This window comes from Paenibacillus vandeheii (assembly GCF_030433635.1).
GTDB classification, from domain to species: domain Bacteria; phylum Bacillota; class Bacilli; order Paenibacillales; family Paenibacillaceae; genus Paenibacillus; species Paenibacillus vandeheii.
In genome coordinates this window covers 457767-480022 of the sequence record NZ_JAROCD010000006.1, presented here as the reverse complement: position 1 = coordinate 480022, position 22256 = coordinate 457767, and the positions used below count along the sequence as shown (strand labels likewise).

The 22256-nt window shown below is 45.9% G+C and carries 19 protein-coding genes; 15 read left to right on the top strand and 4 right to left on the bottom strand.

Going from position 1 to position 22256, the window contains the following annotated elements:
• The first annotated feature begins 203 nt into the window (after positions 1–203).
• From P5G61_RS14685 to P5G61_RS14675, 3 genes are all read left to right on the top strand, one after another.
• Complete coding sequence (locus P5G61_RS14685; protein ID WP_024631801.1) at positions 204–533, top strand: antibiotic biosynthesis monooxygenase; 330 nt, start codon at positions 204–206, stop codon at positions 531–533.
• Positions 534–672: 139 nt separating this feature from the next.
• Positions 673–1023 (top strand): MmcQ/YjbR family DNA-binding protein, encoded by a 351-nt coding sequence (locus tag P5G61_RS14680; protein WP_301247219.1) that lies wholly within the window; start codon positions 673–675, stop codon positions 1021–1023.
• Between the two features lie 119 nt (positions 1024–1142).
• The gene (locus P5G61_RS14675) at positions 1143–1613 is read left to right on the top strand and encodes a GNAT family N-acetyltransferase (RefSeq protein ID WP_301247218.1); all 471 of its coding nucleotides are present in this window, start codon (positions 1143–1145) and stop codon (positions 1611–1613) included.
• Between the two features lie 91 nt (positions 1614–1704).
• On the opposite strand, the gene P5G61_RS14670 is transcribed toward P5G61_RS14675, so the two are convergent.
• Positions 1705–2301, bottom strand: coding sequence for a TetR/AcrR family transcriptional regulator (locus P5G61_RS14670; protein WP_285077154.1), 597 nt, complete (start codon positions 2299–2301; stop codon positions 1705–1707).
• Between the two features lie 360 nt (positions 2302–2661).
• On the opposite strand from P5G61_RS14670, the gene P5G61_RS14665 reads away from it, so the two are divergent.
• The 8 genes from P5G61_RS14665 to P5G61_RS14630 all read left to right on the top strand — a co-directional run bounded on the left by P5G61_RS14665 (position 2662) and on the right by P5G61_RS14630 (position 13060).
• The gene (locus P5G61_RS14665; RefSeq protein ID WP_301247217.1) at positions 2662–3924 is read left to right on the top strand and encodes a cytochrome P450 family protein; all 1263 of its coding nucleotides are present in this window, start codon (positions 2662–2664) and stop codon (positions 3922–3924) included.
• Positions 3925–4180: 256 nt separating this feature from the next.
• A complete protein-coding gene (locus tag P5G61_RS14660) occupies positions 4181–5110 on the top strand; it encodes an ArsR/SmtB family transcription factor (RefSeq protein WP_301247216.1) in 930 nt (309 codons plus the stop codon).
• A gap of 198 nt (positions 5111–5308) precedes the next feature.
• The gene (locus P5G61_RS14655; RefSeq protein WP_301247215.1) at positions 5309–6601 is read left to right on the top strand and encodes an ABC transporter substrate-binding protein; all 1293 of its coding nucleotides are present in this window, start codon (positions 5309–5311) and stop codon (positions 6599–6601) included.
• 88 nt (positions 6602–6689) lie between these two features.
• Complete coding sequence (locus tag P5G61_RS14650) at positions 6690–7580, top strand: carbohydrate ABC transporter permease (RefSeq protein WP_301247214.1); 891 nt, start codon at positions 6690–6692, stop codon at positions 7578–7580.
• The gene (locus tag P5G61_RS14645) at positions 7580–8386 is read left to right on the top strand and encodes a carbohydrate ABC transporter permease (RefSeq protein ID WP_301247213.1); all 807 of its coding nucleotides are present in this window, start codon (positions 7580–7582) and stop codon (positions 8384–8386) included. The genes P5G61_RS14650 and P5G61_RS14645 overlap by 1 nt, the downstream gene beginning before the upstream one ends.
• Before the next feature lie 50 nt (positions 8387–8436).
• A complete protein-coding gene (locus P5G61_RS14640; protein WP_301247212.1) occupies positions 8437–10203 on the top strand; it encodes a glycoside hydrolase family 2 protein in 1767 nt (588 codons plus the stop codon).
• A 49-nt stretch (positions 10204–10252) separates the two neighbouring features.
• The gene (locus P5G61_RS14635) at positions 10253–12037 is read left to right on the top strand and encodes a glycoside hydrolase family 2 protein (protein ID WP_301247211.1); all 1785 of its coding nucleotides are present in this window, start codon (positions 10253–10255) and stop codon (positions 12035–12037) included.
• A gap of 12 nt (positions 12038–12049) precedes the next feature.
• Positions 12050–13060, top strand: coding sequence for an aldose 1-epimerase (locus P5G61_RS14630; protein ID WP_301247210.1), 1011 nt, complete (start codon positions 12050–12052; stop codon positions 13058–13060).
• Positions 13061–13205: 145 nt separating this feature from the next.
• On the opposite strand, the gene P5G61_RS14625 is transcribed toward P5G61_RS14630, so the two are convergent.
• The 3 genes from P5G61_RS14625 to P5G61_RS14615 are packed head-to-tail and all read right to left on the bottom strand — an operon-like array spanning position 13206 to position 15944.
• Entirely contained in the window at positions 13206–13736 is a 531-nt protein-coding gene (locus tag P5G61_RS14625; protein ID WP_301247209.1) for a chromate transporter, read from the bottom strand.
• Between the two features lie 24 nt (positions 13737–13760).
• Positions 13761–14363, bottom strand: coding sequence for a chromate transporter (locus tag P5G61_RS14620; RefSeq protein ID WP_301247208.1), 603 nt, complete (start codon positions 14361–14363; stop codon positions 13761–13763).
• A gap of 42 nt (positions 14364–14405) precedes the next feature.
• Entirely contained in the window at positions 14406–15944 is a 1539-nt protein-coding gene (locus P5G61_RS14615; RefSeq protein WP_301247207.1) for a sulfatase family protein, read from the bottom strand.
• Positions 15945–16066: 122 nt separating this feature from the next.
• Between P5G61_RS14615 and P5G61_RS14610 the strand changes: the two genes are divergently transcribed.
• From P5G61_RS14610 to P5G61_RS14595, 4 genes are all read left to right on the top strand, one after another.
• Complete coding sequence (locus tag P5G61_RS14610; protein ID WP_301247206.1) at positions 16067–16921, top strand: AraC family transcriptional regulator; 855 nt, start codon at positions 16067–16069, stop codon at positions 16919–16921.
• Positions 16922–16996: 75 nt separating this feature from the next.
• Positions 16997–18796 carry a sensor histidine kinase gene (locus P5G61_RS14605; protein WP_301247205.1) on the top strand — a complete coding sequence of 600 codons (1800 nt, stop codon included), beginning with the start codon at positions 16997–16999 and terminating at the stop codon, positions 18794–18796.
• Between the two features lie 3 nt (positions 18797–18799).
• Positions 18800–20533, top strand: a complete 1734-nt coding sequence (locus P5G61_RS14600; protein WP_301247204.1) for a response regulator — start codon at positions 18800–18802, stop codon at positions 20531–20533.
• A 126-nt stretch (positions 20534–20659) separates the two neighbouring features.
• On the top strand, positions 20660–22228 hold the full coding sequence (locus P5G61_RS14595; RefSeq protein ID WP_301247203.1) for an extracellular solute-binding protein: 1569 nt from the start codon (positions 20660–20662) through the stop codon (positions 22226–22228).
• The last annotated feature ends 28 nt before the right edge of the window (positions 22229–22256 follow it).

Below are 22256 nucleotides of genomic sequence, written 5' to 3'. Positions count from 1 at the left end.
AGCGTCTTTAGGCGCAGTTTGGCAACAGGGGGTTATACCCCAAGAGCAAACCACCCGTTGGACGGGTGGTCATGATTTGTATACAAAAATGGATGCGATATTGATAATCATTTTCAATAAGAATAGAATAATAGAGTGAAAGTTAAAAAAAGTCACAAGTCTTGTATGCTACAGTGACTTGAGGCAATCAGGAGGCGTAATATATGTTCATTCAAACTCGCGTTATGGTAGTCGAAAAAGGTCATAGTCATAAACTGGTGGAACGTTTTAGTGCCCCTAGCCCTGTAGAGGAAATGCCGGGACTGATTGATTTCAGTGTGATGGTTAACAAAAAGAGTAAAGAACATGAAGAAGTAATGGTGCTGATTCGTTGGGAATCGGAAGATGCATGGAAGAATTGGGAGAAGAGTGATGTGCATATTAAGGGTCACCGCGAGAAAAGAGGACAGGAGAAACCAGAATATTTAATTAGCACTACCGTGAATATGTACGAGGTCCAGAAAGTGAAGACAGCCAGGGTATCTAATACTTAATTTGAATGATGTAAAGCCTATCACATGATTTATCATGAGTTAGGTACATTCAACATGCTGGTTTACATGCAAACGTACATTCGGTATCATTGGATTGGGCAGGGAAAGTTGGTCTTCCGCGCAAAGGAGAGGTACTGAATTGAAGAATAAGATCATTGATTACTGTTTGAAGAAAAAAGGTGCCATCAAGGATTATCCCTTCGGAGCCGATACGGTTGTGATCAAAATTGGAGGGAAAATGTTTGCACTCATTTTTGAGGGCAAGGCGGATAACGTTCGCTTGAACCTAAAATGTGATCCGATCATTGCAGAAAACCTGAGAGAGCAGCATGAATCCGTTCAACCGGGGTATCATATGAACAAAAAGCATTGGAATACCATTATTCTTGATGGTTCCTTGTCGGAGCAGGATATTTATGTCATGATTGACCATTCGTACGATATGGTTGTCAAAACCCTGTCCAAGAGTCTTTTGGAAACCATCTCGTAAGTAGGCCACATGAAAAGAGATGATCATCACCTCAAGTGAATAAGGCATTTCGTTCTTAATCGTAGTATAATTTATATCGTTAAGAGCGTCGGTTATTTCATGATGTGGAGGCTTACTGCATGTTCATTAGAGAAATAGAGGAAAAAGATAATCAAGAAGTAGAGTCTCTGATTCGAAGTTGTCTGATTGAATTTGAGGCCAATAAGACAGGAACGGCGTGGGCTGATCCAAATTTGGGCGATTTTTATCACCTTTATCAACGGGAAGGCTCCAGATATTGGGTGGTTGAGGATAACTCAACCATTGTAGCTGGTTGCGGGATCGGACCCGTGGATGGATTTCCTCATATTTGTGAATTGCAGAAGATGTATGCATTGAAAGAAGCACGAGGAACCGGGATTTCATATGATTTGCTTCAGATTTCCCTTGATTTTGCCAAAGACTACTATGAACAATGTTATCTTGAAACGCTTAGCAACATGGTCGCGGCTAACAAGTTCTATATCAAGAACGGTTTTATTCCGTTAGAGGCACCGTTAAATGCAACGGAACATTTTGCTTGTGATGCATGGTATATGAAAGCATTATAAAATCAGATCTCAAGTTAAAAACAGCCTAGTTCAAGCGGCAGATTGCCGACGATGAATTAGGCTTTTTGGTATTTTCATATACCCATATACGTTAAAGAAACGTTAAACAGAGCTGCTCCACAATGCGGTCGGGAGAGTTGCCGCGCACGTTTTTTTGAAACAGATAGGAATCATTGCTCATGGCGGTCAGGAGCATGTCTGTTTTGAACAAGCTAATGGCCTGTGATTCGTCGGTCTCTGTTGCTATTTCTTCGAATAACTCGAATAGCTGCTGGTGCAATTGGTCATATAGGGGACTTGAGGTTCTGGAGTCTGATCCCTGATATACCGCATTCTCGATGCCCGAGAGCAGCTCCGCATTTTTCTCTCTGAACTGGATAAATAACGTCAGCAGACCACGCAACCGCTCAGATGGGGGATGCAATGCGTTCTCCTGAAGGTATGTCTCTACATCCTCGAAGAACAACGCTGCGTTATCTTTAATCAAATCCATACATAACTCACTCTTATTGCGGTATCTGCGGTATAAGGTGCCCGCTCCAATCTGCGCTTCGGAAGCGATCTGATTCATGCTGACCCGCTCGACGCCGTGCAGCTCAAATAATCTGAAAGCCACGTTCAGAATACGTTGGCGGTTCTCGGCTGCATCCCGTCGTTCCGAACGAGAGGTTGTGTTGGTTTTATCCACTGTCTGTCACTTCCTATCCTTCAACCTCCAAAATTTGACAAGGGGAGAACTCTCCGTTTAATATCAAGAAGAGGATAAGCGGAGAGTTCTCCCCTTAATCTTAATCAAAACGAGAGGGATGTGCAACCCATGGAGAGTCATCATAACAACGCTGCACTTCTGGTCATGGATATGCAGAACATCATTGTATCGTAGTATGCGAGCACGAGGATGCACTGTTCCCGTTTCAGAAAGCGGTAGAAGCAGCTCTCGCAGACATAACGTTCCCGTGATTTTTGTGAAGGTTGGTCATCGCCAGAAGTCCCTCCAATATGCAATAGTTTAACCTAATAAAATTGTCGAAGCGAAAGGGTGGTTATAATGAGTGAGTTAGATCTTAATGCTTCACAACAAGCAGCGCTAAGTCTGTTTAGTGGGGATAGTGGTGAAAACCCGTTTTCACTTATCAAGCAGTTGCGTGAAACAGGTCCTGTTATTCCAGTGTCTTTGCCAATGGGTGGCACAGATCGCGGGCAGTGGTTGATTACACGAATGGAAGAAGCTTCTCAGGTACTGAAAGATCATGCCCACTTCACAGTAGACCCGCAATCCATCGACGGTAATGAGAATGCCCTGAAAGCCTATGTAGGCAATATAGATCCAGATGCCCCTCCGACGTTCTTCACCGGAAAATCGATGCTCTCCGTGGATGAGCCTGATCATCGGCGATTACGTCGACTGGTCTCCAAAGCCTTTACGCCCAAATATATGGAAAGTCTTCGCCCGCGTGTACAGCAGATTGCTGATGAATTACTGGATCAGGTTCAAGCCCAGGGCGAGATGGATTTGGTCAAGGACTATGCCTATCCCTTACCGATCCATGTGATATCCGATATGCTGGGAGTCCCTAAATCAGATCGCCCGCAGATTCAGAACTGGTCCTCCGCGATTGCACACGGTCTGGGCCTCGGAGTGCGTGAACCGGGAGTGGAGGAACATCTCAAAGCTTTCGGTGACTATACCGCACAGCTGGTAGCTGAGAAACGAAAACATCCTGCGGATGATTTGATTAGTCAATTGATTGCTATAGAAGAAGAGGGCGATCGACTCAGTGAACCGGAACTGTTATCCATGATTACGTTATTGATCTTTGCTGGCCATGAGACGACATCCAATCTGATCGCTACAGGTGCAATGATGTTATTGGATCATCCTGAACAATTGGAGAAGCTCAAGGCTGATCTCAGTCTGGTCCCGTCTGCCGTCGAGGAATTGCTGCGTTTTAATGGACCTGCAACCATTGCTGGACCTCGGTTTGCGACTCAGGATATCGAGCTGGCAGGACAACAGATTAAAAAGGGAGATATGGTCATCCCCGTGTTGAAATCTGCCAATCGGGATGAGCTTCAGTTTGAACAGCCTGAGGATCTGGATGTTACACGTCATATTAATCGTCATCTGGCTTTTGGTCATGGCATTCATTCCTGCTTGGGGGCTCCACTTGCTCGTGTGGAGGGAGATATCGCCTTTTCAACATTGTTAAGACGTATGCCTAATCTGCGACTTAATATTCCTCGGGAAAACATTGAGTGGCATTTGGCGCTAAGTTCACAGAGCTTGGCTGCCTTGCCTGTCGCATTTTAGCACAAAGAGTTGGAGCTTTTTTTGGCATGAGGAACATATACACCCAAAAAATCCGCCATATTTGGGGGATTTTTTGGTTTGGAGCTATGGTTTCATTCCGATAGGAAACACTACAGAAATTGTATGAAAACGAAGATTAATGATGAAGAAAAATGCAATTTGATACAAAATAAATGTTTTGTTACAATATTATCGACTGAATTAAACTATTCGATTAAATTTTCTGTTCCATAAATACATAAGAGGTGGTGAATGAATGCTTGAATTGAGTTTTGATAATCCGGATGAGCTGGTCACGGTCACGCATGCTTTATCGACCCGCTCACGAGTGGATATCCTGAGACTATTGATTTCCCAAAACCTGAATATAGTAGAAATCGCGGAAGCTCTCAAACTTCCGGTATCGACAGTAGCCAGTAATATCAAGGTTTTGGAAGCGGCGAGGCTGATTAATACGGAACTGCTGCCCGCCTCTCGAGGGGCAATGAAGGTATGCAGCCGCAATTACGATGATATTCATATTGCTCTTAATCTGGAGAAAGCAATTCCCAAAGGCGATATTCAGGTATACGAAGTGGATATACCTATTGGTCACTATAGTGACTGTGAAGTGTCACCAACCTGCGGCATGGCAAATGGTGAGGGCATGATCATTCGAGAGGATGAACCTGCCAGCTTTTTTCATCCAAAGCATGTTGGCGCGCAGATTATGTGGTTTCGCAAAGGATATGTCGAATATTTGATGCCGCTGGAAATCCCGGGAGAAGCGGTAATCGAATCACTGGAACTGTCCATGGAGATGTGTTCTGAAGCACCAAACTATGATCATAATTGGCCTTCCGATATCTCCGTATGGATTAACGGTGTGGAAATTGGTATGTGGACCTGTCCTGGTGACTTTGGAGATCGGCGCGGAAAGCTCAACCCGGCTTGGTGGTTTGAATGGTCAACACAGTATGGGTTATTAAAGACATGGCGAGTGGACAAAAATAAAACGACACTGGATATGGAGAAAATCTCAGCAGTTGATCTGGCTCAGCTTAACCTGCAGAACAGCCACAAGTTAAGGGTACGGATTGGCATTAAACCGGATGCCGTTCATCAAGGAGGCGTAAATCTCTTTGGGAGACAATTTGGAGATTATGACCAAAATATCAAAATGACTGTACATTATGCTATTCATTAGAATGCGATAAGGGAGAAAGGCCTTGGTTGCAGATATTATGTAACTAAGGCCTTTTTTTAATTAATAATTACATTAAATATGTTTGAAAGCGTTGACACGATCGAAATACCCTTATATAATCCCCTATAGATACAGTAATAATGTAACAAAACAATTATATCGTTTGTATCTACAAATTAGAGTAAAGGGGATACTCGCATGAAAAAGAAGATCGGAAGGTTAGCACTGACATTATTGCTCTCATTCTCTACCGTTTTAAGTGCATGTAGCGGAGGCAGTAACGAGGCTGGGAATAGTGGCTCCGGTGATGGAAAAGTGACATTGTCCTTCTGGACACTGTTCGATGGTGGGGATGGCGCCAATATGCAGACATTGGTCGATGAATTCAACAAAACCCATCCGGACATTGAAGTCAAGAATACCAAATTGGCCTGGGGCGAGTACTATACGAAGCTTGTCACTGCTGTTGGTAATGGTAATGGACCGGATATCGGGATTTCCCATTCTTCCAGACTGCCTGACCTGATCAATCAGGGGGTCGTCACAGAGCTGGATACTCCGGCTACGGATGCAGGTGTGGATTGGAGCACGTATAACCAAAATCTCTTGGATGCGGTCACCGTAGAAGGCCAACATTATGCCGTACCCATTGACACACATCCCTTTATCATGTTCTACAACAAAAAACTTTTAAAAGATGCAGGCTTGCTTGGGGAAGACGGGAAACCGATTCTGGAGCAATCTGCTGACGGATTTGTAAGTTTCCTTCAAACGTTAAAAGAGAAGCTGCCTGCCAAAACTACTCCGTTTGCATTGTCCAATAATAATGATGACCCTTACCGCTTGTGGTGGTCACTGTACTCCCAGTTGGGTGGCAACGACGTCGTATCGGATGATCTGAAATCCGCAGCCATTGATAAGGAGAAAGGCATCAAAGCCGCAGACTATATCCAGAAGCTCTATACCGAAGGTTATATCAAGAAAAATGATCCGGACTTCTATAAAAATTTCCAAAGTGGCACAGCCGCCATTATCATGACAGGGGTCTGGACGACTGGAACCTGGGAATCCACCAAAGGACTTGAGTTTGGAGCCATGCCAATTCCGAAATTCTACGATCAGGAAGCAACGTGGGGAGATTCTCACACGATTGTTCTGCCGCTGACTAAGGATGAAGACTCGGCTAAACGCAAAGCAGCGATGATCTTTGCCGACTGGGTTGCTGACAATGGTCAGGTCTGGGCGAAAGCCGGACATATTCCATCCAAGCCATCCGTCCTGGAAAAACAGGAATTCAAGGATCTGCCATACCGCAGCGATTATTCCGAAGTGGCAAGTGTAGTTAAATTCAGCAAACATTCCACCAAGAATGCACAAATCCGTGATGAAGCTGCCTTTAAATTTTTGAATGAGGTATGGATGAACAAAATGACCCCTGCGGATGCCATGAACAACATGGAGACAGCCATTCAGAAAATTCTAAGCGAATAGAAGTAAGACGGGTCACGCAAGCCGTGCGTAGTCATCATCTGTAGACAAGAAATCGCCGGCTTGTGTGCCAATCAAAGGGGAGACGCATATGAAGATCAAAAAAATGAGAGCGGATTTGCAGGCACTGGTATTTCTGCTTCCATTCTTAATTGTTTATGGTTTATTTACGATCTGGCCCATGATTAAAGGCGTGGAGATGACCTTCTACAAATGGACATTGATTAAGAAAATGGATTTTGTTGGCCTGGATAACTTCCGAAAAGTTCTTCAGGACAGAGAGGTTTGGGAAGCGATCTGGCATTCTACCTTTTTTGTTTTCTTGAGTACACCGACCATGATTATACTTGCGATTTTGCTGGCTATGATTGCCAACCGTAAATCGTCTTTGCAGAAGTTCTACCGCATCATCTTCTTTATACCAAGCGTACTCTCCGTCGCCGTCGCAGCTTATCTGGGTTTATTCGTATTTCAGCCTTATACGGGATTCGTCAATTCCGTCCTGCATCTTGTCCAATTATTGCCTCAAAATTCTGAGATTTTCTGGCTGACGGAAACCGGGCTCGCTTGGGTTGTTATTACCGTAATTACCTTGTGGTGGACAGTCGGATTTAACTTTATTTTGTATCTTTCCGCCATGCAGGAAATACCGGATGAAATTTATGAAGCGGCAAGATTGGATGGTGCGAGTGATGCTCAAATATTCTGGAGAATTACTCTTCCTTATCTGAATCCATTGACCAAGACCATAACGATGCTGCAGATCATTGCTTCCTACAAAGTCTTTATGCAAATTTATGTCATTACGGGCGGGGGACCGCTGGATCAGACACGTCCGATTATTCAGTTAATCTATCAGACCGGATTCAAGAATAACAACCTGGGTTATGCCGCAACGATGTCCTATATTTTATTCGTAATCCTGCTGGTGTTATCGGCGCTGCAATACTGGATGACTAACCGGAAAGGGGCGGAAAACTGATGAAATGGCTGTATCGCATAGGTTCTGCGTTGATGGCGGTAATGTTTGCGGCCCCACTTGTGTGGATGCTGATGGTCTCCATTAAAGAAGAAGGCATGAAGATTATTACCGTCCTGGACTGGTTTAAACCTCCATACTCGCTTGCCGTCTATAACGAGATTCTGACGACGACAAAGCTGTCACAGTGGGTGGTTAACAGTTTGTTTGTCGCGGTGATTGTGACCGTATTGACTGTTATTTTCGCCGCCATGGCCGGATTTGCCCTGTCCAAAGTACCGTTTCGTTTCCGTACATTTATTTTCTTTTTCATTCTTGGCGGGCTGCTGATTCCTGGTGAGGCTACGATTATTCCACTCTATCAGGTGGCCAAGGATCTTCATTTGCTGAATTCATACAGTGGATTAATTATTCCTGCGTTGGCTTCGCCTGTAGCAGTCATAGTACTCAAAAGCTTCTTCGACGGTATTCCCAATGATCTGTTGGAGAGCGTGCAAATTGACGGCGGGGGCTTTTGGAGGATTTTCACCAGCATTGTACTGCCGCTGACCCGGCCAGCGATGGCTTCCATGGCCATCCTGACGTTTATTGGTTCATGGAACAATTTTCTCTGGCCTTTTCTTTCGATCACGGATGACAATCTGTTTACACTGCCAATGGGAATTCCCACGCTGATGGGGCAGTATTCAGAGGATTATGTTAAACCAATGGTTATCAATGCCGTCGCTTCTGTTCCTATCATTATATTATTTATCATCTTTGAGAAGCAGATTGTCAAAGGTATCAGCATGTCTGGTATTAAAGGTTAACACTTTTTCAGGCCAACGCGCCAAATATAGAGGAGATCGGGGAGAACAATATGACTACCAAATCTTATAGCAAACATTATCCAAGACCACAATTTGTCCGCAAGGAGTGGCTAGATCTGAACGGGGAATGGGATTTTTCCTTCGATGATGGCAAAGTAGGCGAAAGCGAGCATTGGTATGATGAAGAACAATTTCCGAAAGGGACCCAAATCATTGTTCCTTTCACCTATGAAACCAAAGCAAGCGGAATCGGGATCGAGACATTTCATCCACGGGTCTGGTATCGAAGAAATGTGCTGATCCCGCAGGAGGCTCAAGGGAAAAGAACGATTCTTCATTTTCAGGGTGTAGACTACAAGGCAAAATGCTGGGTGAACGGGACAGTTGTCGGAGAGCATGAAGGAGGTTATGCGGCCTTTTCCTTCGACATCACGCCATACATTACGTACGGTTCAGAGAATAATATCGTGCTTGAGATAGAGGACAGTCAGAGTGCAGTGCAGCCTCGCGGAAAACAACGCTGGGTGGATCAAAATTTTGAATGCTTTTATGTACAGAGCACCGGGATTTGGAAAAGTGTATGGCTGGAATATGTGAATGAGGCAAGAATTGATGCAGTCAAAATGACACCGGATATTGATCGACATATGATTCGATTGGACTTTCAGCTGCATGGAATTGAAGGCAGAAACAACTTGCGTCTGGAGACGCGCATAGAGCTTAATGGGCAGCATGTACAAACTATCAGCCTGTCTCCAGACAGACCTTGGATGACGATAGAGGCCAGTGTAAAACATGAGGCTGGTGGTCCGTGGAAACAGTCGTTGTGGTCACCGGCATCACCGAACCTGTACGATATTGAGTTTGTTCTGTACGAGGACGAGAAAGAAAGCGACCGGGTTCAGTCCTATTTTGGCATGCGAAAGATATCGATTGAAAACGGGCAGATTCTGCTGAATAACGCTCCACTCTATCAAAGGCTGATTCTGGATCAGGGCTATTGGCCAGAGACTCATCTAACACCTCCTTCCGAGGAAGCACTGATTGAGGATATCGATTACATTGCGGCAATGGGATACAACGGAATCCGTAAACATATGAAGCTGGAGGACCCGCTCTTCTTATATTGGTGTGATGTGAAAGGCATGCTGGTCTGGTCAGAAATGGCGGCGACCTTCGAATTCAATGACGAGGCTGTGACCCGTTTCACCAAAGAGTGGCTGGAAATTGTACCTCAACAATATAATCATCCTTGCGTAATTACCTGGGTTCCTTTCAATGAATCTTGGGGTGTACAGACCATTGCCCATGATGTAAGGCAGCAGCAGTTCACTCAAACCATCTATCATCTGACAAAAGCGATTGATCCGTATCGTCCGGTGGTTACCAACGATGGCTGGGAGCATACGGTATCAGACATTCTGAGTCTCCATGATTATGTGGAGACGGGAGACGCTTTTCTGGAGCGTTATCAGGATAAGGATCTGATTGTAACGAACCAGATCGCATCCAACAGATGGAAATTTGCTTTTGCGGAAGGATATACGTACAAGGGCCAACCTATCATCATTAGTGAATTCGGCGGAATCGCTTTTCAATCGGATAAAGGCTGGGGGTACGGTAACCAAGTGGATTCGGTAGAGGCTTTTCTCGAACGTTTCAGATCCATCACCGGGGCAATTCAATCCATTCCCTATATCTCTGGCTATTGTTACACACAGCTTACGGATGTGCAGCAAGAGATCAACGGACTGCTGACGGAAGACCGCAAACCGAAGGTTCCACTGGAAGAGATTCGAAAAATCAATCTGGGATGAAGCCTGACTGTATGCTAGAGATCAACTTAGAACAGGAGAGCTGAACATCATGCTGCGACAGGATTATCCAAGGCCGCAATTTGTGCGGAAGGATTGGATGAGTTTGAACGGGGAATGGGAATTTGAATTTGATGATCATAACAAGGGACGTTCGGAAAACTGGAATGAAGGCAAACAAGCATTCAGCCGCCGAATCCAGGTGCCGTTTGCTTTTCAAAGTCAGCTCAGCGGGATAGCAGATCCGGATTTTCACGATAATGTCTGGTACAAACGGACTTTTGACATTTCAGAGAACTTCATCGGCAAACGGCTGCTGCTGCACTTCGGAGCCGTGGACTATGAAGCCTCTGTATGGGTGAACGGGAAACTGGTGGTTCGGCATGAGGGCGGGCATACGCCATTTCATGCCGATATTACGGATGCTTTGTTGGAAGGAAGCAATGTGCTGACCGTGCAAGCGATTGATTATAGCAGGGATGTAACGCTGCCGCGCGGGAAGCAGTTCTGGCAGGAGCAATCTGCCCAAATTTTCTATACGCGCACGACTGGAATATGGCAATCGGTGTGGCTTGAAGCTGTTGCCCCCGTTCATCTGAAGAAGGTGCGCCTGACTCCCGATGTCGATCGCAACGAAATTGAAGTTACGGCTCATCTTCAAAGGGAACAAACTGATCCAAGGGATTGGGACGCTCAGGATGTCAGATTGCGTGTACAGATTGCTTATCAGGGAGAGCAGCTGTCTGAGGACGAATATCGAATCAGTGGCAAAACAGAAACCCGTACCATTGGGCTTCATACCTTTAACGAGCATGGTCTTGGCAGGCTGTGGTCCCCAGATCATCCTAATCTGTATGACATTCATTTCACTGTGTTGGTGGATGGTGTGCCAGTCGATGAGGTCGACAGTTACTTCGGCATGCGCAAGATTTCCATTGAACAAGGCAAACTGTTTCTGAATAACCGTCCATATTATATGAAGCTTGTTCTGGATCAAGGGTACTTTCCGGATGGCAATCTGACTCCGCCGAGTGATGAGGCTATCCGGCGTGATGTGGAATTAACGAAGGAAATGGGATTTAACGGCGCCAGAAAACACCAGAAGATTGAAGATCCAAGATACCTGTACTGGTGTGATCAGCTGGGACTGCTGGTATGGGGAGAGATGGCGAATGCTTACGATTTCTCCGAACAGTATGTTGCCCAGATAACACGCGAGTGGCAGGAGGCGCTGGAAAGGGACTATAACCATCCCTGTGTTGTGGTCTGGGTACCTCTTAATGAAAGCTGGGGCGTTCCCAATATCCTGACCAGCAAAGAGCAGCAGTATCACGCCTTGTCGATGTATTATTTGACCAAATCGCTGGATTCCACTCGTCCTGTCATTTCCAATGACGGCTGGGAGATGGTACAGACCGACTTGTATAACATTCATGATTATGAATGGAGAAGGGAAGTTCTGGAGGAAAGGTACCGTACTCGTGAAAACGCGGTAAGCGCCCTTCCGGGCAGTCGGAATCTGAGCGTGGGTGGCTACCGTTATGAAGGACAGCCTATATTAATTACCGAATTCGGTGGAATCGGGTATAAGAAAAGTGAATGGGAAGGCTGGGGTTACTCCGGAGCGGAAAATGACGAGGATTTTGCCCAGCGGCTGCATGCCGTAGTACAGCCGTTATTGGATTCACCAGTTGTCGAAGGATTTTGTTACACACAGCTGACGGATGTAGAACAGGAGATTAACGGTCTGTTGACGTATGATCGACAGCCCAAGATGCCGATGGAACAGATAAGAGCCATTATTGAAGGGCGTTATCCATCGTCTGCTGGCGAATAAGGAGGGGAACGCATGTTGAACACAAGGGAGACAAGTAATTCCTGGGAAGGCGATTTTCAAGGGGAAAAGGCCATTTACCTTCGTTTCGGTTCCAGTGAGGCTGTGATGCTGCCGGAGATAGGTGGTAATCTGGTCGCGTTTCGTGATCTTGAGAGAGGGCTTCGCTTCCTTCATGAGCCGTCACCCGAAGAAATGGAATCGTTCAAGGCAAAACCGATGATTCATGGGATCCCCGTCCTTTTTCCGCCAAATCGCTATGAGGATGGGCGGTTTGCCTGGAACGGGCAGACACTTCAGCTCCCGGTGAATGAGGAAGCAACAGGAAATCATTTGCACGGATTTTTGTATAATACGCCCTGGGTTGTGGATGAGTATGGACATACCGAGAAGGAAAGCTATGTCTCGGTGTCCATTACCATTGATGAAACTCATCCGGTGTATGTGACCTTTCCTTTTCAATTCAGGATCACATTGCGCTACTCGCTGAGCAGTGATGGACTTATGCAGCATGTGAGGATTCGCAATTATGGAGAATCCTGCATGCCATGCCTAATCGCTTTTCATACCTCCATCAACGCACCGTTTAATACGGGAGGATCGGCTTCTGATTACAAGCTCAAGCTGACCATCGGAGACAGATGGGAATTGGATCAACGTATGCTGCCAACGACACGTTTTCAGCCCCTGGTTCAGGAAGAAGAGCTAATGCGTGACTCCGGGGTATATCCGTTCTTTGCAGAAATGGATAACCATTACACTGCTGTACCGCAGAACGGAAGAAACCGGATGGAGCTTCAGGATACGAAGCATGGAATGACGCTGATCTACGATGTGGGAACCTCCTATAAACAATGGATGATCTGGAACAACAATGCGGAAGAAGGCTTTTTCTGTCCTGAACCCCAGATCAATCTTGTGAATGCACCTAATCTGGATATGCAGGCCGAAGAAGCTGGATTATTTAGTCTGGAGCCCGGAGAGATCTGGGAGGAAACGAGCAGATTATACCTGCGTCAATCGTAAAAAAAATGAAGGGGAGCAGCCAGGACAGCTATTGCTGTGATCGCGCTGCTCCTTTTAAAACCATTGAAGGGAATAACCTGTTTGAAAAAAAGGGTAGCAACCTACATTTGTCGGCGGAGAATCTTCCTCGGTCGCCATGCTGGCTTTAGAATAAAATAATGCCAGCGGCTCCGGCAACAATAAGAACCAGCAGGGGATGAAGCTTGTACTTGAACAGGAGAAACAAACATACTCCGCTAATGAGCAGTGTTGCAATCCATTCCCAGCCTATGCCTGTGTCTTCACCTGGATAACCAAAATGAATGGCAGCATAGATGATGAGTCCCGTCGTTACTGGACGCAAGCCGTATAAAGATGACTTGACCCATGAATTGTCATGCACCCGATAAAATAGGGCAGAGAGTAACACAATTACAACTAATGAAGGCAAAATCATACCCGCCGTTGAGACCGCGGCTCCGATATAACCTGCCGTTTTATAGCCAATCAACGTTGCCGCATTGGTTGCAATCGAGCCGGGCGCCATGCCGGCCAGCGCTACGGTTTGCTGGAATTCTGAACTTGTCAGCCAACCTTTTTCCGTGACCTCGTGCTGAATGATCGGGATCACCGCATAACCGCCACCAAATGAAACGAGGCCTACACGTATAAACATCATGAACAGGTCCCAGTACATGTCGATCGCTCCGATTCGTCTTTCTTAAATGTAATATTCCAGTTCCGGGTAGCTTCCTGCTACAGATTCTTTTTCCATTTTCACTTGAAGCCCTAACCGCTTTTTGATCCGAATTACGGCCATACCGCTTATCAATCCCGAAACAATAAGATAGAGGGGATGGATACCTGCAAACAAAAGCACAGCTACGGTCACAATAGCAGCTATCGTTGTTGTTGTATCTAAGATGGAATACCTGGCCGTCCGATAAGCTGCCATACTGATTAGGGCAATAATGCCACCGTTCATTCCTTTTAAAGCGGCGTCAACTTTGGGTTGGTTACGAAATATGATGGCGAACACGCTAATCAGAATCACAATCAAAAACGTGGGACATGTCACGCCGATGACGGCCGAAACAGCTCCCGCGATGCCTGCCTGGCGATGTCCGATCATCGCAGCGGCATTTACACCAACACCTCCAGGAGCCGAGCCGGCAAGCGATATAAGCTCACCGATCTCGTCCTCTTGCATCCATTTTTTCTTGTTCACCACTTCACGTTCAATAATGGGCAGCATTGCATATCCGCCTCCAAAGGTGGAAGGACCGATGCGGAAGAAAATCCAAAAAAGCTGTACCAGTACCATACATTGTTCGTTCAGGTTTTTGATACTACCCTCATCCTTTCATCAGGCATGATGAATTCGAGGCATCGGCATGGACTCTTTGCCAAGCTCAGCCCAGATATATTTGAGCAGCAGCTCTGTCTTGAGATGGGTGTATTCTGGTTCATTCCATAGGTTGAATCGTTCATCGGGGTCCTTTTCAAGATCGAAAAGTTCACCATAGGTTTGATTGTAATAAACGGTGATCTTGTAACGCTCTTCAATATATGTTTTTTGATGAATCGTCGTGGGCTCGTGTCGAAATTCACAGAGAGCGTGATTCCGAACGGCTTCCCCGATGCCAAGCCACACGTTCTTTTGATCCAATCCCGTCATGGCGTGGGGAATTGCAATGTTGCACAGGGACAGAAAGGTGGGAGCCAGATCGACCAGCGATTGTATGGCATTTGATTTTCTCGCAGCAGGCACCTCACCTGGATATCTTACGATAAATGGGATTTTGATGAGATCCTCGTAATGAAATCCACCCTTGGCCTGAAGACCATGCTGCCCGAAGAAATGACCGTGATCGGTTGTGAAAACGACGATAGTCTCATCTGCAATGCCCAACTCATCCAGCTTATCGAGAATTTGGCCAATATATTTATCCATCATGCTGATCATCCCGTAATACACGCCGACCAATTTTTTCTTGTCATACTCTGTTAAGCGGGACTTGTCGCCATATTCATAATAATGATGCGAACGGTAGCCGTGAATGCCGAAGCCGGTTTCAACCCAATCTTCAAAATTCGGATTTTCTTCTTGGGTCAATTGAAAATGGGGCGGATTACGATCATGCTCCCCGGGTGTTATGGAGGGGATCGTAAGATCATCCGGGTCATACATCGAATCCCACGGTTCCGGTACGAGATATTCCGGATGCGGGTCGAAGAAGCTGGCCCACAGAAAGAAGGGATCATCGGCATCGGTATATTGCTGCAGCAGGGAATTGGTTCGCTCGGCGATCCAGGTGTTGTAGTGATATTTCTCAGGAATGGGCCACGTATACGTTACGGAAGGATCCATCGTTCCTGTTGGGGGAAGGAAGTAATCCCTCCAGTTGGTACATCCCCGTTCTTCTAGCCACAGTGCGTAATGCTGACCGATATGCGCTTCATTCGTATGATTACGGGTCAGCTCAACGTGGTCAAAACCGTAAAACGGTCCATGGAAATGTCTCCAGTACTCCAAATCCTGCAGGATGGGATACGCTTCTACCGACGGGTAGACTTCTGTGGATTTTAAAGGCTGAAAATGAGCTTTACCCACCAGTGCGGTGCGGTAGCCTGCTTCACTGAAACTTTCCCCGACGGTATGACGGTCTTCAAGCAATTTTGTGCCCAACGTCCAGGCCCCGTGCTGACTGGGATACATGCCCGTAATGATGGAAGCACGGCTAGGAGTGCAGGTAGGGTTCGGGCAATATGCCCGCTCGAACGTTGTTCCTTCTCGGGCGAGCCGATCCAGATTGGGTGTGGAAATTTCAGACTGAAAAGCTCCAATCGTGTTCCAGTGCTGCTGGTCGCTGGTGATTAGCAAAATGTTAGGTGTTCTCGACAAATGAAATCGCCTCCTAGGATGATGATATTGAAAAAAACGAGTTATAAAAATAGCCCGGTGTTATATTTTTGTTGTCATTTTGTTATTATCAAACAAAAAAGAGAAGGAGGGGACTCGCCAAAATGCAGGAATATGAGTACGAGTATGCAGAATTCATCTACTATAAGCCGGGTTATTTGGATAAAGAGGAGCACATTTGGCCAGTCCGGGCAGGACGAAGTGTAGCCAAATCCAATTACCGGGTTGGCCCCAAGCGTATTGAGTGTTACAGTCTTCATTTTGTGCATGAAGGCATGGTCAGGTTTGAGTTTGATGGCAAGCGAGTGGACCTGCAGAAGAATGATCTGTTTTGTCTGTTTCCCGGCAGAACCTATTACTATCACATGCTTCCCTCGGAATCTCCGCTGCGAATGAACTGGCTGGCATTGGATGGGGCTAAAGTCAAACCATTATTGGAGCTGGCTGGCTTGACTCCGGAAAGCCCGTTCGGCAAACAGATGTTTACTTCTCGGGTCCAAGAAACGTCTGATCGTCTGATTCATGCATTGGCATGTGTGGAACGGTGGAAGCCTGCAGTATCACTGGAGTTGCACGGGTTGGTATACGGATTGTTGGCTAGTATTGTTCCCGACACCAACTATACACAGCCTACAGAACTGGCGAGCTGGATTCATGAATGCATGGATTACATGGAATTGCATGCAACAGAGGGCATTTCCGTGCAGCAGGTCGCCGACTTTGCGGGGGTGCATCGTTCGTACTTCTCCAACATGTTCACCAGTCAGGTCGGTCTGCCTCCGTTAAAATTCATGCAGCGAATACGAATGGATAAGGCCAAACAGCTTCTAAAAGATACCGATGCAACCATTACGGAGATTGCTTTGTCGCTGGGTTACCCGAATTTATATTCATTTACAAGAGCATTCAAAATCTATTATAAAGTTCCTCCAATCATGATGCGGAGAACCTCAAGCTGATCCCGAACATACTGATGTTCAGTTTGGAGAACGCTTACTTTTTTTGAATGGATCTTGAAAAAGGAGACTCCGACAATGAAGCTCTCTACAATGCAGAGATGGATTTCACCGAAACGCAGCATTCAGGGGAAAATTTTTATCGCTTTTATTGCCGTTACGCTTGTATCCATCGTTTCGATTACGGTCATTGTTTATATGAGCATGCGTGAGACGATCATGCAAAATGCAATCACGTCAGTTTCGGACAGCATAAGGCAGGCGGATGAATCATTGAACATGATGCTGGAAGAGATTGATCGTCTGAATACCGTCGTGGTGACTAACAAAAACACGGTCATTGACACTTTGCTTAGTCCGAATGAGGAGATCAGTTATGAGTGGTTTCAGGAGCAGAAGCGGATGGATGAATTTCTATCGTCCCTGATTGATTATAAGGCTTACATTTCACGGATCGCCGTTGTGGGCCTGAACGGGAAGGTGTTCTTCTCGGGTGGGCCTTGGCTGGACAGAACGATTTTGGGTACGCCAGTGATGGACTATATGCTGCAAAATGGATCAAGGCACGCATATTTCAAACAGACAGGGGTATCAGATGCTGTCACTATTGGTCGGGAGATTCGTTATGACCGTGCCCCCATTGGGGTTGTCATGGTTGACGTGAATTATGAATTTATCCAGAAAACATATGACGTGAGGCCGACTACAGATAGCATGATCTATGTACTGGACAAGGAAAATCGCTTCGTCTATGAAACCCGAGCTACCGCATCTCTTGCTCCTTCATACGAGGAAATTAAGGACATTAATCAGCAATTCGGAAGGAATGGTGACGCGGTCAGGAAATATATGGATGGAAAAGAATACATCGTTCTTTGTCGTCAATCCGACTATACTGGGTGGAGCACTATAGCTTTAACTCCAATAGATTCTCTTTTGACCGAATCTGTAAGGCTGCGCAAACTGCTGGCAGAGGTGTCCATGATCGTATTTGTCGTTGTGCTGATCGTTTCACTGCAAGTCTCTTCCCGAATTACCCTGAATATTCGAAAACTAAAATCGCTGATGATGTTTGTGAAGGATGGCAATTTTACGCTACCCCAAAAAGAGATCAAAAGCGAAGACGAGACAGGGCAACTGTATCTTGTCTTTATCAGTATGATGGAAGAATTGAAAAGACTGCTCGAAGGAATCCGCCTCAGCGAGAAAGAAAAGCGGGAAGCTGAACTGACCGCGCTTCAAGCACAAATCCATCCTCATTTTTTGTACAACTCGCTCAATACAATCAAGTATTTGGCCAGATTGAACGGAGTGCCGAACATTGAAGAGGTGTCGGGATCGTTGATTGAGCTCATGCGGAGTGTCCTCGGAAATTCAAGCGAATTTCTTACACTGCGGGAGGAATTAGCATATGTTGAGCACTATGTCTCCATCATGAAGTACAGATATATGAAGCCGATTCGACTGATTACCGAGATTGAGGATGACGCATTACTGGATTGCCGGGTATTGAAGTTGATGCTGCAGCCTCTAGTTGAAAACGCAATTATTCATGGTATTGGACCACTCGAACAGGATGGATTCGTGTTGATACGGGTGTATGAGGATGCAAACCATCTCCATATTGATGTGGTGGACAACGGCAAGGGGATCACGGAGGAGCAACAGAAGAATTTACTGGAAGGTACGGGCACAAAAGGCGAAACATCACGTTTTAGTGGAATGGGTGTACGTAATGTACACGAACGAATTGTTCGCATGTATGGCGACTCTTATGGCGTCCATTTGTGCAGTGAACCGGGGTTTTACACCAAAGCCGAGATTCGGCTGCCCAAACTCGAGAAACGTATGGAAAATACCAAACGAGAGGTGACATAAGCCATGTTTCAGGTACTACTCGTCGATGATGAACCGTTGGTACGCCATAATCTATGGACGTTATTGGACTGGGCAAACTATGGATTCGAATTATGCGGTCAGGCGCATAATGGGTTAATTGCTTTAACGATGATTGAGCAGTCGCCACCGCATATTGTGATTATTGATGTAGATATGCCTGAAATGAATGGTGTAGAGCTCAATCGGACCATTAAGGAACGTTTTCCGTGGATAAAGACCATTATGCTCAGCAGTTATGATGATTATGACTACGTGCGGGATTGCCTGAACAATGGCTCCATTGATTATTTGCTCAAGCATCGGTTGGACGATTCAACGCTGCTCCACATTTTGAATAAAGCCGTATCGGAATTGCAGCAGGCAGATCGGTTGCGTGAGAAACACGTCGCTGAGAAGGCAGAAGCAGAGAAAGGGAATTCCGAAGTTATGCGCGATTATTTGCTGTATTTGCTCAAAAGACAGACGAAAGCAACGTATGGGTTTGAGGATTTTCCCCGGAAATACAATCTGTATCCGCATGCGTCCAGATATGCAGCAGCAGCTTTACAGCTTGTTCCGTTCCTGCTGCTGACAGAGTCATACAGTGACGTGCAGACCAATGGTCTGATTCAGCAGGTCGTCGATATGATGCAGCAGAGCCTGGGTGATATCCATGAACGGACAGCGGTGTACGTAGAGGAAGGGCGATTTGTTATCGTGTTTTTTTTCAAGGAACGAAGCGAGCACATCATACAGCTTGAGGTAGATGGACAACTGCGGAAGATTCAGCATGCATTGGAACTGTTCCTGAATCTGCAATGTGTTACCGCTGTGGGACATGTATGCACCAGTCTGTCCCAGTTGGCATCCAGCTACTGCTCAGCCGAAAGTACACTCGATGGATCTTCGTCGAAAACGTTCAGTAGTCCTATCATCCACGAAGAAAGCCCATGTTCGGACAAACATCCATCGGACAAGCGTTCAGATGAATTCCATCAACGCCAGCGTGTTTCACTGACCATTGAGGAGCACAAACAGCTTCTGTTATCCATAGAAAGGTTTGACAAGCAAGGCGTACACCAATTGATTTCCTCTATTTTTGCTTCGATAGACCACCTGCCTATCCACTCACATACGGTTCAGATGATGGTCAGCGAGCTCATGCAAATGGGTGATAAAGCATGGAAGAGCTACTTGCCTTCCACAGATCCAGCGGTAGCTAAGCTGCCTTCAAGAAGCGAGCTTGGTCGAATGAAAAACATAAGAGAGCTGGAGCAAGGCCTGCAATCCTTCTTCTCCAGCCTGTTTCATTTGCTGAATCAGCATCGTATAGTGGGCTCCTATTCTCGGCATGTCACGCAGGCCATTCATATCATCCTGGAGAAGTATCCAGGTTATGTCACATTAGAGCTTGCTGCAAATGTCATTGGGCTGAATGCCTCCTACTTAAGCAGAATATTCAAGGAGGAGACGCAGCGGACTTTCTCGGAATATCTGAATCAGGTTCGGATTGATGTCGGATGTAAGCTGCTGGACAGTGGCCGATATTCGATCAAAGAAATAAGCATTCAAGTCGGTTTTACGACGCACAACTATTTTTTTAAAGTGTTCAAAGAAATAACGGGTTTGACACCGCAAGCGTATTTGAGCAATCCGGGAAAAAGAAAGAACGATATAAAGCACCCTGACATACTCACGGGGAACGATGCCGATCAGAGCAAAACTCAAAACTTGTAAAATATGTGGAGTAAAGGGTCATATTATTGTAATTGCCTTCCATGCCTGGTGAATTATAATGAGCACACACCAATAGCAAACGCTTACAAATTACATTTGGTGATAAAGAATCGGGGGGCGCAACTTATGCGTAAACGCTGGGGAAGAAATGTGATTATGACAATGATCGCTTCCAGTTTGATGCTGGCAGGATGCAGTTCCGGTGGGACCGCTAACGAATCTGCATCAGAGGTATCGAAAAACGACGTTCATACGACCGGGTTTCCAATTGTGGACCAACCGGTAAATCTCAAGATGTTTACCCGAATTGCACCCGTAAATGGCCCTTTCAAGGAGATGCCGGTTTTCCAGGATTACGAGAAATTGAGCAACGTGAAAGTGGAATTCATTGAAGCGCCGACAGATGGTTTTCAAGAGAAAAAAAATCTGCTGTTTGCATCGAATGAGCTGCCTGATGCCTTGTTCCGTTCAGGTCTTTCCCCGCTCGAAGCCATTCGCTACGGTTCTGCAGGCCAGTTAATTCCGTTGGAAGAACTTATCGATGAGTACGCTCCGAATTTGAAGAAATTAATGGAGGAATACCCCGAGATTCGCGCAGGCATCACTACACCGGAAGGTCACATTTATACGATTCCGGGGATTGTTACGCTGAGTGCGGCCCGGACGGATAAGAAATGGATTAATCAGATGTGGCTTGACAAACTGAATCTGGAAGTGCCGGAGACGACCGAAGAACTGTACAACGTTCTGCTTGCCTTCCGTGATGGTGACCCGAATGGGAACGGTAAACAGGATGAACTACCGATGACTGCCCGTGTGGGATTGGCTGTCGTGAGCGCGATGAGCGGATCCTTCGGTTTGGATTCACAGCTTGGATATAACATTAATATTGAAAATGACAAAGTAAGCATCTGGATGGGCAGTGACCAAAATAAAGAAATGCTGATGTATTTAAACAAGCTGTATAAGGAGAAGCTTCTGGATCAGGAAATATTCACACACACGGAAGCACAGTATCTGGCCAAGCAGGGTTCAGGAAATACAGGCTTTTTCTTTGACCAGACAAACAATAACTTTTTGTCGATCAAAGACCAATATACCGGTATCGCCCCACTGGAAGGTCCGCAGGGTGATCGATTGCAGAGCCAGGCTTTGCCCATTGCCAGGGATTTTGGAGCCTTTGCGATCACATCCGTCAATAAATATCCGGAAGTCACGATGCGTTGGATTGATTATTTCTACAGTGATGAGGGTTCTACGCTGTTGAGATTCGGAAGAGAAGGCGAGCATTATGAAATTAAAGATGGTATTCCCTACTATACAGAGGACTTTTTGAAGGATATCAGCAATCAGGCCAAAATTACGCCTTATGCCGGAGGAGGCGCGCCACATCTCATCAGCGAACAGGTTGCTTCTTTTATCAATCCACCGCAGGTGCAGGAGGCGCAGCAAAAGCTTGATCCGTTCATGCCAAAAGTCCGCTATGCAGCTCCAATGTTTGATGAGCAAACCGCCCAGGAAGTCAACATTCTGAGAAATGATATCGACAAATATTACGAAGAACAAAGTACAAAATTTATCGTAGGTGCGCTTGGCTTCGACAAATGGGAGCAGTTCCAGTCCACGCTCAAAAAGATGAGAATCGAGGAGCTGGAGAAGATATATCAGGATGCTTATGACAAGATGCAGAAGTAATGCTGAAACATCATGGATGAGGAGCAGA

Bases quoted from the DNA above. Each gene is read 5' to 3' on its own strand.
- P5G61_RS14685 (WP_024631801.1), top strand. From the start codon at position 204: ATGTTCATTCAAACTCGCGTTATGGTAGTCGAAAAAGGTCATAGTCAT.
- P5G61_RS14675 (WP_301247218.1), top strand. From the start codon at position 1,143: ATGTTCATTAGAGAAATAGAGGAAAAAGATAATCAAGAAGTAGAGTCT.
- P5G61_RS14665 (WP_301247217.1), top strand. From the start codon at position 2,662: ATGAGTGAGTTAGATCTTAATGCTTCACAACAAGCAGCGCTAAGTCTG.
- P5G61_RS14660 (WP_301247216.1), top strand. From the start codon at position 4,181: ATGCTTGAATTGAGTTTTGATAATCCGGATGAGCTGGTCACGGTCACG.
- P5G61_RS14655 (WP_301247215.1), top strand. From the start codon at position 5,309: ATGAAAAAGAAGATCGGAAGGTTAGCACTGACATTATTGCTCTCATTC.
- P5G61_RS14650 (WP_301247214.1), top strand. From the start codon at position 6,690: ATGAAGATCAAAAAAATGAGAGCGGATTTGCAGGCACTGGTATTTCTG.
- P5G61_RS14645 (WP_301247213.1), top strand. From the start codon at position 7,580: ATGAAATGGCTGTATCGCATAGGTTCTGCGTTGATGGCGGTAATGTTT.
- P5G61_RS14640 (WP_301247212.1), top strand. From the start codon at position 8,437: ATGACTACCAAATCTTATAGCAAACATTATCCAAGACCACAATTTGTC.
- P5G61_RS14635 (WP_301247211.1), top strand. From the start codon at position 10,253: ATGCTGCGACAGGATTATCCAAGGCCGCAATTTGTGCGGAAGGATTGG.
- P5G61_RS14630 (WP_301247210.1), top strand. From the start codon at position 12,050: ATGTTGAACACAAGGGAGACAAGTAATTCCTGGGAAGGCGATTTTCAA.
- P5G61_RS14625 (WP_301247209.1), bottom strand. From the start codon at position 13,736: ATGTACTGGGACCTGTTCATGATGTTTATACGTGTAGGCCTCGTTTCA.
- P5G61_RS14620 (WP_301247208.1), bottom strand. From the start codon at position 14,363: ATGGTACTGGTACAGCTTTTTTGGATTTTCTTCCGCATCGGTCCTTCC.
- P5G61_RS14610 (WP_301247206.1), top strand. From the start codon at position 16,067: ATGCAGGAATATGAGTACGAGTATGCAGAATTCATCTACTATAAGCCG.
- P5G61_RS14605 (WP_301247205.1), top strand. From the start codon at position 16,997: ATGAAGCTCTCTACAATGCAGAGATGGATTTCACCGAAACGCAGCATT.
- P5G61_RS14600 (WP_301247204.1), top strand. From the start codon at position 18,800: ATGTTTCAGGTACTACTCGTCGATGATGAACCGTTGGTACGCCATAAT.
- P5G61_RS14595 (WP_301247203.1), top strand. From the start codon at position 20,660: ATGCGTAAACGCTGGGGAAGAAATGTGATTATGACAATGATCGCTTCC.